Genomic DNA, 14,072 nt, shown 5'->3' with positions numbered 1-14,072 from the left:
ATCTTGGTTTTGCCAGATAAACCACCGATTCATAAACGTATCCCCGCAGCAAAAAAAGAGGTATTGACTAACTTAGTTACAAAATTCCGCAATGATGTTACTAATCCCAGTTCTTCGCGCAAGCGATATCTGGCTTCTGGTAAAAAAATATATGACTTCCTAATTATGCCCTTGGCATCTGAATTACAAACACAAGGTATTAATAATCTGATATTTTGTTTAGGAGGTGGTTTACGGACTGTGCCTTTAGCAGCAACTTCTGATGGCAAAACATTTTTAATTGAGAAGTATAGTTTAACAATTATCCCGGCTTTCGGTCTTTTAGATTTTCAACTGAAAAATATTACAAAAACCCAGGTTTTAGCAATGGGAGCATCGAAATTTCAAAACCTGGAACCTTTACCTGCCGTTCCCTTAGAGTTATCTAATATTGTTAATAATAACTGGAAAGGTAAGTCTTTATTAAACCAAAACTTCACTCTCAAAAACCTCAAGAAAGAACGTGCTAAGTATCCCTTTGGAATAGTACATTTAGCTACCCATGCTGAATTTGCTCAGGGTTCTGTTGATAAATCTTATATCCAGTTTTGGGATAAAAAAATTCGCTTAGATGAACTGAAAACTTTAGGACTCAATAACCCTCCAGTGCAGTTATTAGTATTAAGTGCTTGTCGTACTGCGTTGGGTGATCCTCAAGCTGAATTGGGGTTTGCTGGGTTAGCTGTACAGTCAGGCGCAAAAGCCGCTTTAGCCAGTCTTTGGGAGGTGAGTGATGGCGGAACATTGGCTTTGATGCTGCAATTTTACGACAAACTAAAAACTAATCCAATTAAGTCAGAAGCACTACGACAAGCTCAAATTGATATGCTCAAAGAGCGTGTTAGTTTGGAAGATAATCCCCGCATTCGTGGTGCTGCTTCTTCAGAGTTACATGGGTTGGATGAGCTTGATGAAGATGAATTATCTCATCCTTATTATTGGGCTGGATTTACATTGATTGGCAATCCTTGGTAGTTATAATTGTAGGATGGACAATGCCAAAGAATAAAATTATAATGTCAGCTAATTTGTAGCATTGTCTACCTGACAAAACTTGCAATAAAACAGTAGTGCGAGGATTAGCAAATATTACAGTTAGCGATCGCTGCAACTATAATTCTAAGATTAGCAGATATGCTTGCATCTTGATAGAGTGATTTAAATATGCCCCAAAGCTACAAAACTAAATTAAATCTGGAAAATCTAGATATGGAATGGTAGCAGTATGTATGGCGAAATTAATTGATAGTTTTTAGATGAATATGCAGCAGAAGAAAAAAGAGCCAAGTGGATGTGGATGCTTAAATATTCCTATCTCTGTAATTATAGTCTTCTTAGCTGGTGGTTACTGGTGGTTTAGCCAGCAGAAAAATTTAGATTTCAGCAAATTATTACCTAAAAATGAAAAAATAAATATTCCTATTTTGAATTCTACTCCAACTGCTGCCTCAAAAGCAGTCCCAATTGTTTCTTCAATTCCTATTCCAACTGCTTCTATAAATCCCTTTACAACTGTTTCTCCAACAGAAAATCCAAAAACATCAATAGCTCTAACGCCTTGGGAGAAAAAAGCAATTAGAGGAATTTATTTAACTCGCTACCAAGCGACCAACAATGCTGATGAACAAACGATTCGTCAAAGAGTCCGCTACTATAAAACTCAAGGAATTAATACTATTATTCAAGGTGTTTGGGGAAATGGTTGTACAATGTACAACAGCAAAGTTATGCAGCAAACTTTAGGCTATAAAAGTTGTCCAAACCAATTTCAAGAACAATGGTTGAATTGGTTGATTGATGAAGCACATAAACAAGGAATGCAGGTTCACGCTTACTTTGAAAAAGGAATTAAACTAGATAAAAATAGTCCAATTTTTGATTTAGCAGTTGCTAAAAAATGGATTGTTCCGGGAATAGATAAAACTTACTCTGGTATTGACCATTATGTATTAGATGTAGATATTCCTGAAGTTGGCAGTCTATTTAAAGATATCTTAGTTGAATTTGTGAAAACATACCCAAACATTGATGCAGTGCAATGGGATGATTATTTAGGCTATTATGCAGAACTACCAGGGAAAGTTGATCGCACTGCTAATTTAACTAAGTTTGTGCAGCAAATGACAAGCTCAATGAAAAAAGCTAATCCTGCGGTAAGTTTTGATATTTGTCATCATAATCCTTATTGGGCTAAAAAATATTTTGCGGCTGACTGGGAAAAATGGGGTGTAGACCGCGCATTTATTCAAGCTTATAATGATGATAACTTTGCTGAAGAATTAAATTATGCTCAAAAATATGACGGGGTTGCAATTACAGATTATCAACTGAGTCGTTTGAAAGAATTAATCAATACTCCAAACATCAAAAGTATCTTAATTTTTCCGTTTTCAGGAAATCCAGAACAAACAGCTTCTAGCTTGAAAAAAGCAATTTAATACTTCGCCAAGTATGAAATTCAATGTTATGACAATATAGGCGATCGCTGTTTAAGTGTAAACTATCTGGAGTGAAGGCTGAAATACTTGATTTGCCGTCAAGCGATCGCTGTGTGACATTTTCAGGACTTACGCACCAAGATTGTCTATGAAGATTGGGTGTAAGGGTGTAAGGGTGTGTGGCGGAAGGGTTTTAGATACATACAGCCCTATACCCCTGTACCCCTACACCCTCGCCAAAACCCTTGATTTTTCATTTTTATGCGTAAGTCCTAATTTTATTGTTAGCATCGGGTATCAAAATTTTAAGATATTCCTAAGTATTACTGGTCACTGCTCATATACTGCTTATACTGGCAATAATGAGTTTAATCAAAACAAACTTTCCTATTGGGAAACAGTATGAGCAATACCAGTTTTTGGAAATCTGCTTACCAATTATTTAAACCAGAAGAACCTTTAACTACACCGGAAGATTTAAAAGTTTTTTATGTTCAGAGAGAAAATAGCCCAGTAGATAAGCTTGTTAGCTTGCTAGAAATGGAAGATGATCCAGCCAAATTTTTATTAGCCGGTCATAGAGGTGGAGGTAAAACTACTGAACTGCGAAGATTAGAACAAAAATTAGCTGACACGTACACAGTTGTTTGGATTGATACGCAAACATCCCTAGACAGATATAACATAGGCTATGCAGAAGTTGTAGTTTTGATTGGCTTACAAATTGCTCAGGCTATTGAATCTAATTGGCTATTTAAAAAAGATAAATTATTAGATGCTCTTTTAGACAGCTTAAAAAGCGTAATTTACGAAGATAAGGGAAGCCAAAATGAAGGTTTGGGAGTGCCAGAATTTATAGAAAAGGCAGGTATAATTCTCAAACGTGGTTTAACAAGAGAAGTGACAAAAACACTTAATGTCCGTCCTGTGTTGAGTCAAATTATCACTAGGGTTAATAATATTATTGAAGCTGCGGAAAAAGAACAGAAACAAAAGTTACTGATTGTTGTTGATGGATTAGATAGGCACGATCAAGTAACAGCACTGGAAATGTTTTCTAGTCCTCTGTTGATAGAATTAAATTGTCATATTATCTATGCTATTCCTATCTCTCTGCGATATTCTCCGAGTTTTCGCCAGCCAATGGAAGCATTTCAAAAATGTTTGGATTTAAATAATCCACCTGTTTTTGAATCTGATGCTAATTTGTGTCCAACTAGCAATCCTGATCAAAAAGGTCGAGAGATTTTGATTAATGTGATTAATAAACGTTTGGATACTTTAGGCGATAGTCACAAAGGCTTATTTAACCCTGATGCACTGGAATTAATTTGTGAAAAAAGTGGCGGAGTAATGCGAGATTTAGTCAGGTTAGCGCGTACCGCCTGTGAAATTGGGTTACGGAATAAATTGAGTTTTGTAGATTTAGCTACTGCACAAGACGCAGTACGTGAAGTACGGCGGGAATATAATTTAAGCGATTACCACTATCCTGAATTAGATTTAATTCATCGCACAGGTAAACTCACCACTAAAACCCATAGTTTGCCAAAAAAGGGTGATTTTATTATTTGTGACGAACTTTTGCAAAATAAATTAGTTTTGGGGTATTACAACTCAATGCAAGAGTCTTGGTTTGATATTAATCCGATTTTAATTGAGGATTTAGAACGTTGGCAGGTTGCGAATAACAATACTTAAAAGTATGGCTTGCTCTTGAAAATTACTATTAAATGCTGGTTTGATGTATGCCGGATCAAGATTCTACCAACTCTCTTAGCGAAGCTGACAAAGCAGAATTAAACAAATTAGTCAGTGTATTGGAACTTTCTAGTGGTACGACAATTATATTTGCGATCGCACCAGAAAGTAGTCCCCAACATCCTGTTGTCAAACAGCTAAAAGAATCATTAGCTGTCAGTGAAGAACAGTTTGAGTTTACTAACTTTTTTTTATAGTCAAAACTCCTTCCATAATTTTCTGTATAGCTTAGATGATCAGCAACATCAAAGTCTAGAAACTGGGCGCAAATTGGTAATGGCATTTGGAATTGACCAATTACCAACACCTCGCTTAGTCAAAGAAATGAGGCAGTTAAATTTAGGCAGAGAAGAACTATTTGGGAGAAATTTATGTTTGATTTTGTGGCTAAATAACATCGATTTTTTAAATGAATTTCGTCAGCGTGCGCCAGATTTTTGGGATTGGCGAGGCAAGATACTGGAATTTGAAACACGTAATCCTTTGCTTTATCCTTATTTAGATTGGCTGATTGCCGAAAATTCCTATTTAAAAATGAGTGGTGTAATGCAGGTAAATCGTCAAGTTGATATTTTTCTTGACCAAATTTATGTTTCCCTGCAAGCACAATGGCGACAACAAGTTACAGATACTTCTGAACGCAGTCAACGGGAACTTGAGGCGTTAACTGTACGGCAAGCTCCGAGTAGTAGTAGATTAAAAGAAATGGGTTCTAACCTAGATGATTGGGATGAACCTTACTATTATGAACCACTGCCTGAAGTCCCAATATCAACATTAGTTTCTAGCACTAAAACCGTTACACAAAAGGTAGATTTATCTGAGGCGGTGCGGCAGAATTGCTACAGCGTGATTTTAGGCAGTCCCGGTGCGGGAAAAACTACTCTGCTGCGTTATTTGGCATTACATTTCGCCATTGCCAAAAGAGATGAATTAGAAACAGTTATTGTTGAAGATGATACTGTTGAGGAGACCAAGAACAAAGACTTAGGTAAAACTTTGTTACCTATTTTCTTCCGCATTGCTGATTATGCAGAAAAATTAAAACAACAACCAGAGTTAACGTTACTGGAATATTTGTGTCAGTTTTACCGCCAGTGGGAAACTCATTTTCAAGCAGAGGTAGAAATAGGAAATGAGGTAGCAGCGTTACTTTTAGATGCAATGCGTCAAGGACAGTGCTTGATGTTGCTGGATGGTTTAGATGAGGTATTTGATCAAGAAAGTCGCAAACAGATTGTAGAACGGATTAACAAATTTGTTGATGAGTTTTCTAGTAATAAATTCGTCATTACCAGCCGGATTGCTGGCTACAGTGATGTAAAACTCAGCAGTCGATTTGCCGAGTTTACTATTGAAGATATGGACAGCGAACAGGTAGAACGGTTTTTGTATCGCTGGTGTCGAACAGTGGAAAAAGCACAGCAGCCAGATGCTAGTGAAGAGCAATGGCTAAAAAAAGGTACAGAGCAAGCGCAGGAAATTTTACAGGCGGTTAAAGATAATCCTGGTGTACAGCGATTGACGGCAAATCCCTTGTTGTTAACCATTTTGGCATTGATTCACCGCAATGGGGAACGACTACCCAACCGCCGCGTGAAACTGTACGAGTTAGCAGTCCAAACTTTAACCGAAGATTGGCAACTTGGTAAAAAATTACCCGATGCGCCAAGAGTGGTGTTAAAAGAAACTGAGGTAGTGGAACTTTTAGCACCTCTGGCATACTGGATGCACGAAGAAAAACCTTCTGGTTTGGTAACACAATCTGAAGTAGAAGAGAAACTAGCAGCTAAGTTAGCAGAATTAAATGATGCTGAACCTGAATCTGATTCTGTGCGCCAAGCGGTAGGAGAATTTTTGCGGAAGGTGAGAGAAACCACAGGGTTATTTGTAGAGCGAATGCCTGGTTTTTATGGCTTTATGCACCTGACATTTGAAGAATATTTTGCAGCTCGTTATATTGCAGATAAAGAACAAAGTGAGATTTTGGAATTAATTCAAAAACATTTGCATGAGCCACGTTGGAACGAGCCGCTATTACTAGCTTTGGGATATTACGGGAGTCATTTTTCAACACAGTTTAAGAAATTAGCAGAGAAATTATTTATTAATATTGAAGATTACCAACCAGTTTTACAAAATGGCGAGATTAAAATTAAAAGCTCTGCATCTGATGATGCCACTATTGTTTATCTAAAGCAAGATGAATCAGCAAATAAGTTGCAGCCAGCAGAATTTCAACTGAGGAATTTACTGTTTGCAGGACAGGTAATTGCAGAAATTGAAATTAATAATATTGTTATTCGCAAAAAGCCAATAAACAAGTTAGTAATTACTTATCTTGGTATAGATGCTGATTTTGAAGATGATATAACCAAGCAAATACTAAGGCTATTGCGTAAAATTGAATTGTTTTGTCAAAAAGGTGAAGTCATAGATTTATTGAAACAAGCTGCCAATAATTCAAATTTATCTGAAGAAATTCGGGTGAAAGCAAAAGCAGCTATTCTTTATATTGCTTGTGGTGAATTAACAGGATTAGCTGATTGCGTCACAGAAATTATTAACCAATTAGAACCTACACTATTTTGCAGTATGAGAGAGTTGGTTAAAGAACTAGGTGATGATATGACACCTAATCTTGAAAATACTCGTCTGCACTACAAACTTTATGAAGATTGTCAGACAGAATTAAATTTTCTCACAGCAATGTCTTATCTGCGTAAGGATAAGTATGATAAAGCCATTGAAATGTTAGAATTGTTAACTGATAACTCAGATAGCAGATTTAGTGCTTATATTGCCTGGTCTTTGGCTACTTGCTATCAAGAAAAAGAGTCTTTTGAACAAGCCGTTGCTTATTATCAAGAATGTTTTGAACAATTGGCTCAATATATCGAGCCATCAGCGTTTCTAATGTTTTGGAGAAATAGAGGTATTTGTCATAGGTCGCATGGCAAATATGAACAGGCTTTAAATTGTTTTCAGCGAATGCTAACTATTAGTAGAGAAATTAATAAACCTCAAGATGAATCATTAGCTTTATATCACATAGGTAGAACTTATCAAGAATGGAGTAAATACGAGCAAGCAATTAATTACCATCAACAAAGTCGTGAACTTTATCAGCAATTAGGTAAAGATAATAGTGTTGCTAATCAGTGGTCTTGGTTGGCTGATTGCTATGAAGAGTGGGAAAAATACGAGCAAGCTATTGAGTGTGAAAATCAGGAGTTAATGATTCGTCAGCAACTCAATGACCACGTTAAGATTGCAAATGCTTATTGGCAATTAGGCAGGATTTATCAAAATTGGAAGAAATACGAGTTAGCAATAAATCACTATCAACAAAGTCGTGAACTTTATGAGAAATTAGGTAAAGATAATAATGTAGCTAATCAGTGGTATTGGTTGAGTGATTGCTACCGAGAATGGGGGAAATACGAGCAAGCTATTGAGTGTGAGAATCAAGACTTAGCTATTCGTCAGCACATTGATGATCAAGTTAATGTTGCACTAGCTTATTGGCGATTAGGCAGGATTTATCAAAATTGGGGGAAATACGAGTTAGCCATAAAATACTATCAGCAAAGCCGCGAACTTTATCAACAATTAGGTAAAGACACTAATGTAGCTAATCAGTGGTACTGGTTGGGTGAATGCTATCAAGAATGGGGGAAATATGAGCAAGCTATTGAATATAAAAATCTATGTTTAGCAATTTGTCAGCAACTCGACGACCAAGTTACTGTTGCAAATATTTATTGGCGATTAGGTAGAATTTATCAAGAATGGGGTAAATACAAGTTAGCAAATAATCACTATCAGCAAAGTCAGGAACTTTATCAGCAGTTAGGGAAGGATAAGGATGTTGCTAATCAGTTGTCATGGCTAGTAGATTGTTATCGAGCATCGGGGAAATATGAGCAAGCTGTTGAGTGTCAAAATCAGGAGTTAGCCATTCGTCAGCAGTTAGATGAACAAGTTGAAATTGCTAATACTTATCAGCGATTAGGTAGGATTTATCAAGATTGGGGGAAATACGAGTTAGCAACAAATTACTATCAACAAAGTCGGGAACTCTATCAGCAATTAGGTAAAGATAAGAATGTAGCTGGCTTGTGGTACTGGCTAGGCGATTGCTATCGAGAATGGGGGAAATATGAGCAAGCTGTTGAGTGTGAAAATCAAGACTTAGCCATTCGTCAGCAACTCGATGACCAAGTTAATATTGCTGATGCTTACTATCAATTAGGTAGGATTTATCAAAATTGGGGAAAATACGAGCAAGCCATCAATTACTATCAACAAAGTCGGGAACTCTATCAGCAGTTAGGTAAAGATAAGAATGTAGCTGGCCTGTGGTATTGGTTGGGTGATTGCTACCGAGAATGGGAGAAATATGAGCAAGCTGTTGAGTGTGAACATCAGAAGTTAGCTATTCGTCAGCAGTTGGATGACCAAGTTAACATTGCTGAGGCTTACTATCAATTAGGCAGGATTTATCAAAATTGGGGGAAATACGAACAAGCCATCAATTACTATCAACAAAGTCGGGAACTCTATCAGCAATTAGGTAAAGATAAGAATGTAGCTGGCCTGTGGTATTGGTTGGGTGATTGCTATCGAGAATGGGGAAAATATCAGCAAGCTATTGAGTGTGAAAATCAAGATTTAGCCATTCGTCAGCAGCTTGATGACCAAGTTAGTATTGCATTATCCTACTGGCGATTAGGCAGAATTTATCAGAATTGGGGGAAATACCAGGAAGCGATAAATTACAATCAACAAAGTCGGGAACTTTATCAGCAATTAGGTAAAGATAAAGATGTTGCTAGTCAGTTTTCATGGCTAGGTCTTTGTTACTGGGAATGGGGGAAATACGAGTTAGCAATCAATTACTACCAACAAAGTCGTGACCTTTATCAGCAATTAGATAAAGATAAGGATGTTGCTGATCTGTGGTACTTGCTAGGTGATTGCTATAGAGAATGGGGAAAATATCAACAAGCTATTGAGTGTGAAAATCAAGATTTAGTCATTCGTCAGCAACTTGATGATCAAGTTAACATTGCAAGAGCTTATTGGCAATTAGGTAGAATTTATCAAAATTTGGGGAAATACGAGTTAGCAATAAATTATCATCAACAAAGCTGCGACCTTTATCAGCAATTAGATAAAGATAATAATGTTGCTAATCAATGGCATTGGCTAGGTGATTGCTACCGAGAATTGGGGAAATATGAACAAGCGATTGAATATCAAAATCAATGTTTAGCCATTCGGCAAGAGTTAGATAATCGAGCTACTGTTGCACTAGCTTACTATCAATTAGGCAGAATTTATCAAAATTGGGGGAAATATGAGTTAGCAATAAATCACTATCAACAAAGTCGGAAACTTTATCAACAATTAGGTAAAGATAAGGATGTAGCAGGCTTGTTGTATTGGTTGGGTGATTGCTACCGAGAATGTGGGAAATATCAGCAAGCTATTGAGTGTGAAAATCAAGATTTAGTCATTCATCAGCAACTCGATGACCAAGTTAATGTTGCAAATGCTTACTGTCAATTAGGCAGGATTTATCAAAAATGGGGGAAATACGAGTTAGCAATAAATCACTATCAACAAAGTTGGGAACTTTATCAGCAATTAGGTAAAGATAAGGATGTTGCTGACCTGTGGTCATGGTTGGGTGATTGCTATCGGGAATGGGGAAAATATGAGCAAGCTATTGAGTGTGAAAATCAAGAATTAGCCATTCGTCAGCAACTATATAACCAAGTTAATATTGCTGATGCTTATCGGCGATTAGGCAGAATTTATCAAAATTGGGGGAAATACGAACAAGCAATAAAATATCATCAACAAAGCTGCGACCTTTATCAACAATTAGGTAAAGATAATAATGTCGCTAATCAGTTATCATGGTTGGCTAGTTGCTATCGAGATTTGAAAGACTATACAAAAGCGATTGAGTATTGTCAACAAAGCCTTACTTTACACCAACAACTAGATCAAAAGGAAAGCGTAGCTAGACGTTATAGACAACTTGCTTCTTGTCAATGCTTATTAGCAAAACAAGTCTCAAATTCAACAGAAATATCTGATTTAATTACCCAAGCTGAAGAAAATATTCGCCAAGCTATAGAAATAAATACCGCAGGCGAATATCAAGAAAGCCTCGCCTACGACTATATTGCTCTTGGCTTACTCTACTCACAATATCTACGCCTTTTACCTAATGAAGATACATCAATTACAGAAAAAATTGCTTTATTTGAAGAATATTATCACAGGGGATTAAGCTATCTTGATGAACTAGGGCAAACAGTCGATAAAGCTGAAAAATCCCTCGATATGGCTCATGCTTACCTAGAAGTAGAAGCCTTGGAGAACCTAAATCTTAGTGAAGAAATTGCTCAAAAATGTCTGCAAATTTTTCAAGAGTATAACCGCCGCCAACTAGAAGCTTCCGCACACAAGTTGTTAGGCGAAATTTACCTCAAACGTAGTCAGAAAAATGAGCTAGGTGCAGAAATAGTTGCTAATCAGTTTTTAACCAACAGTTTGCAAATTTATCGAGATTTAGATTTACAAGAAAAAGCTGGGGAGGTAGAAGATTTATACACGTCTTGCGCTGACGATTAAAATCGCGGCTACAAAAACAAAGCCTGCCTCCGCAGGCTCAAAAGGCTTGACTTTACGCGCTTTCCGCACAGGTGGACTTTGTTTGTGTAGTCACGAATTCCATTCGTTGGGGCTAGGTGCAAGATATGTGCTGATATCATGTCCGGTTAATTAGTTGTGATTCCCACAATCTTTGCACCCCATCCCTAACCCCTACCCGTTGACGGGGAGGGGAGACATAGCGTAGCTGTGGCGGGGTGGGGTTCTTCGGTTTTTGTAAGTAATCAAGCGGACATGATATAACCAAGCTATTCAGTGATTTTATGCTCTAAATGTTCTAAATATTCTTCCACTGTGCTTGTTTTTCCTTGATTCCGCAGACGTAGAGCCATTGCGTGTAATGCGTCTTCATCATCTCTGTGAGCCAGGATATAAGCTCTTAGCTGCTTAGTAGTCATCTGCTCAAAATTCGTCTGCGGTTGATTCATAAATCCCTAACTAAATTGCTGGGCATAAAATCTAGCATAGCGACCTTCCAGCCTTAATAACTCTTCATGATTGCCAGATTCCATAATTTGCCCTTTTTCTAAAACCAAAATGCGATCGCACCGCCTCACTGTACTCAACCGATGGGCAATAATAAATACTGTCCGGTTCTGCATCAATCTTTCTAGGGCTTCTTGTACCAAAGCTTCCGACTCTGAATCTAATGCAGATGTCGCCTCATCTAATATTAATATCTGCGGGTTCAGCAGTACAGCACGGGCGATCGCAATTCTTTGGCGTTGTCCACCTGATAAATTTACGCCCCGTTCCCCTACCCAAGTTTGATAACCTTCTGGTAACTGAGCAATAAATTGATGAGCGTTAGCAATTTTCGCGGCTGCTATGACTGCATCCATATCAAAATTATCTTGACCAAAGGCAATATTTTGGGCAATTGTTCCTGAAAATATCACTGTTTCTTGGGGAACAATGCCAATTTGTCGCCGCAAACTATGTAATTTGACATCCCGAATATCAACATCATCAACCAAAACTTGCCCAGCATTGGGATCATAAAAGCGGGGGAGGAGATTGACGAAGGTGGTTTTTCCTGCACCGGAAGCACCCACCAGGGCGATCGCTTCTCCGGGTAATGCTAGTAAACTAATATCTTGCAGGACGGGTTCACCGGGTTTGTAGGCAAAGGAAATGTGGCGATATTCTACTTTACCTTTGACTGGGGGCAAGGCGATCGCAATTGTTTTTTCTATTACCCTTGGTTGAATTGCCATTAATTCAAACACTCGGTCTACTGAAGCTTCCCCTTGCTTAAACTCATTATAATTTGTCGTGGTGTGTCCTATGGGGTCAATTAGCAGTGCTGCCGCAGCTAAGTAACTGAAAAAATCCCCTACTGTTAGATTACGCTGATAAATTTGCCACGCCCCCACCATTAACAAAGATAAAGCACTCAAAGCTTCTAAAAAACCGATGATGGGAATTTGAATGGCTTTGAGACGTTCGGCGGAATACTTGGCTTTTAAAGAACGTTCGGCTTCATAACCAAAACGAGCGATTTCATAATTTTCGGCTGCAAAAGCTTGGATAAGCCGAATACCACTAAAAACTTCTGTCAAAATCGCTGATAAACCCGACACGCGATTTTGACTTTTCAGGGAATAGATACGTAGTCTTTCGCCAAACCACCCAATTAACACCCCCATTAATGGTGCAATCACAATTGTGGCGAGTGTAAGTTGCCAATTCAAATAAATCATATATATGGGGATGGCAATCAATTGCAACACACAGGGAATAAAGTCGTGTAGCAATTTATTGACAACTTCCCCAACCCTGTCAATATCTTCTGTGAGGCGGTAAGCTAAATCACCTGTTTTGGCTGTTTCAAAATAGCTCAAATCTAATTTTTGTAAATGGCTATATACTTGCTTGCGGAGACCATAAGCAACTCTTAAAGCCACTTTCGCCATGTAGATATCTTGCACAGACTGAAAAAAGCCACGCACCAGAAACACCAAAGCACAAATACCGGCTAGTTGGGCGATCGCTACTACATTACCTTGTCCAAAAGGTGCGGCTAATTTACCTGCAAGATTAATTAACGTCAGTGTCGCCAGCACATATCCGATAATGCCGATCAAGCCTTTGATAATATTTGCCCATTGAGGTTTGATATATGGCAGTAGTTGCCAGTAATTAGAACGGTTCTTCAAGCTATGACTTCCAGAATGTGATTTTACTCTATTTGACGCTATCAAATTTTGTGTAGTTGCAATTCACCTCATTTTAAAAGCGATCGCCGCTTTTCAGATCCCTTACCTGTGAAAACAGAGTTATTATCTCGCTACAGAGATATTCAAAAGATTAAAGCATTAACCGAACTATATTCGCATCTACACGCTACCACTTCCGCAAATATTGCCATTACCAGTTTTATCGGATACATTGCATCTAGCAGTTTTAGTTCTCAGTACAACACCTGCATAAAATCAAAATATCACCAACCATCCACTGATAATTATTTGGTAGATTTTATGAAAAATTTGATTCAGCAAGCAATTTATAACTTGATAATTCTCTGGTTCTCACCATTATTAATACCATTTTTATTAACCACAGAGAAAGAAATTATTACTGCGGACATAAAACGATGGAGTGAAGTGTTAGGTTTGCCACAGGACAATTTATGGATGCAATTGCTGGTTTTAGCATATAAAACTCCAGAGTTTAGAAATTTATACTACTACCGACTATTTAAAGGCAATCTCAACGGTAGAATTGCGATGTATTTGCTCAAAGTGCTTTACCCCGAATGTACTTCACTGTTCTTAGATTCTTCTTGTTGTATAGGTGCTGGGTTATTTATCCAACATGGATTCAGCACAATTATTATGGCAGATATAGGTGAACAATGTTGGATCAACCAACAAGTAACAATTGGATATAAAGATAAATCAGGTCGTCCCAAAATTGGTAACAATGTTCGCATTACAGCCGGAGCTAAAGTATTAGGTAATATTCAGATAGGTGATAATGTCACAATTGGCGCAAATGCCGTTGTTGTTAAAGATGTACCTAGTGATTGTGTAGTTGTGGGAATCCCCGCAACTATTATTAAAAGAAATGGTATCAAAGTAGCAGAAAAACTGTAAATTATTACAGTAATTAAGATGGGTATGATCAATCACATTCTGAATT

At 37.6% G+C, this 14,072-nt stretch carries 8 protein-coding genes; 6 read left to right on the top strand and 2 right to left on the bottom strand.

From position 1 onward, the window contains the following. The first annotated feature begins 9 nt into the window (after positions 1 to 9). The 5 genes from ACX27_RS19450 (at position 10) to ACX27_RS19430 (ending at position 10,889) form a co-directional block, all read left to right on the top strand. Positions 10 to 1,014, top strand: coding sequence for a CHAT domain-containing protein (locus ACX27_RS19450; protein WP_235526270.1), 1,005 nt, complete (start codon positions 10 to 12; stop codon positions 1,012 to 1,014). A gap of 287 nt (positions 1,015 to 1,301) precedes the next feature. After that, positions 1,302 to 2,477: a family 10 glycosylhydrolase gene (locus tag ACX27_RS19445; RefSeq protein WP_062298436.1), complete on the top strand. Its 1,176-nt coding sequence runs from the start codon at positions 1,302 to 1,304 to the stop codon at positions 2,475 to 2,477. A 402-nt stretch (positions 2,478 to 2,879) separates the two neighbouring features. Further along, positions 2,880 to 4,178 (top strand): P-loop NTPase fold protein, encoded by a 1,299-nt coding sequence (locus ACX27_RS19440; protein WP_062295044.1) that lies wholly within the window; start codon positions 2,880 to 2,882, stop codon positions 4,176 to 4,178. 47 nt (positions 4,179 to 4,225) lie between these two features. Beyond that, the gene (locus ACX27_RS34030; protein WP_062295043.1) at positions 4,226 to 4,435 is read left to right on the top strand and encodes a hypothetical protein; all 210 of its coding nucleotides are present in this window, start codon (positions 4,226 to 4,228) and stop codon (positions 4,433 to 4,435) included. 79 nt (positions 4,436 to 4,514) lie between these two features. Beyond that, entirely contained in the window at positions 4,515 to 10,889 is a 6,375-nt protein-coding gene (locus ACX27_RS19430) for a tetratricopeptide repeat protein (RefSeq protein WP_235526269.1), read from the top strand. A 287-nt stretch (positions 10,890 to 11,176) separates the two neighbouring features. Here ACX27_RS19430 and ACX27_RS19425 read toward each other — a convergent pair whose 3' ends face one another. Both ACX27_RS19425 and ACX27_RS19420 read right to left on the bottom strand, forming a co-directional pair. Next, the gene (locus ACX27_RS19425; RefSeq protein ID WP_062295041.1) at positions 11,177 to 11,356 is read right to left on the bottom strand and encodes a DUF6887 family protein; all 180 of its coding nucleotides are present in this window, start codon (positions 11,354 to 11,356) and stop codon (positions 11,177 to 11,179) included. 6 nt (positions 11,357 to 11,362) lie between these two features. Beyond that, positions 11,363 to 13,087 (bottom strand): ABC transporter ATP-binding protein, encoded by a 1,725-nt coding sequence (locus ACX27_RS19420; RefSeq protein WP_062295040.1) that lies wholly within the window; start codon positions 13,085 to 13,087, stop codon positions 11,363 to 11,365. 48 nt (positions 13,088 to 13,135) lie between these two features. Here ACX27_RS19420 and ACX27_RS19415 point away from each other — a divergent pair, with 48 nt between their 5' ends. Next, positions 13,136 to 14,026 (top strand): serine O-acetyltransferase, encoded by an 891-nt coding sequence (locus ACX27_RS19415; protein WP_235526268.1) that lies wholly within the window; start codon positions 13,136 to 13,138, stop codon positions 14,024 to 14,026. The last annotated feature ends 46 nt before the right edge of the window (positions 14,027 to 14,072 follow it).

Source organism: Nostoc piscinale CENA21 (genome assembly GCF_001298445.1).
In the GTDB taxonomy this organism is placed as follows: Bacteria; Cyanobacteriota; Cyanobacteriia; order Cyanobacteriales; family Nostocaceae; genus Nostoc_B; species Nostoc_B piscinale_A.
Note: the sequence above shows the minus strand (reverse complement) of the source record. Positions and strands in the feature narration are given on the sequence as shown.

What these genes read in the sequence shown, in the direction of transcription:
- ACX27_RS19425 (WP_062295041.1), bottom strand. Translation starts at nt 11,356, where the DNA reads ATGAATCAACCGCAGACGAATTTTGAGCAGATGACTACTAAGCAGCTA.
- ACX27_RS19445 (WP_062298436.1), top strand. Translation starts at nt 1,302, where the DNA reads ATGCAGCAGAAGAAAAAAGAGCCAAGTGGATGTGGATGCTTAAATATT.
- ACX27_RS34030 (WP_062295043.1), top strand. Translation starts at nt 4,226, where the DNA reads ATGCCGGATCAAGATTCTACCAACTCTCTTAGCGAAGCTGACAAAGCA.
- ACX27_RS19430 (WP_235526269.1), top strand. Translation starts at nt 4,515, where the DNA reads ATGGCATTTGGAATTGACCAATTACCAACACCTCGCTTAGTCAAAGAA.
- ACX27_RS19440 (WP_062295044.1), top strand. Translation starts at nt 2,880, where the DNA reads ATGAGCAATACCAGTTTTTGGAAATCTGCTTACCAATTATTTAAACCA.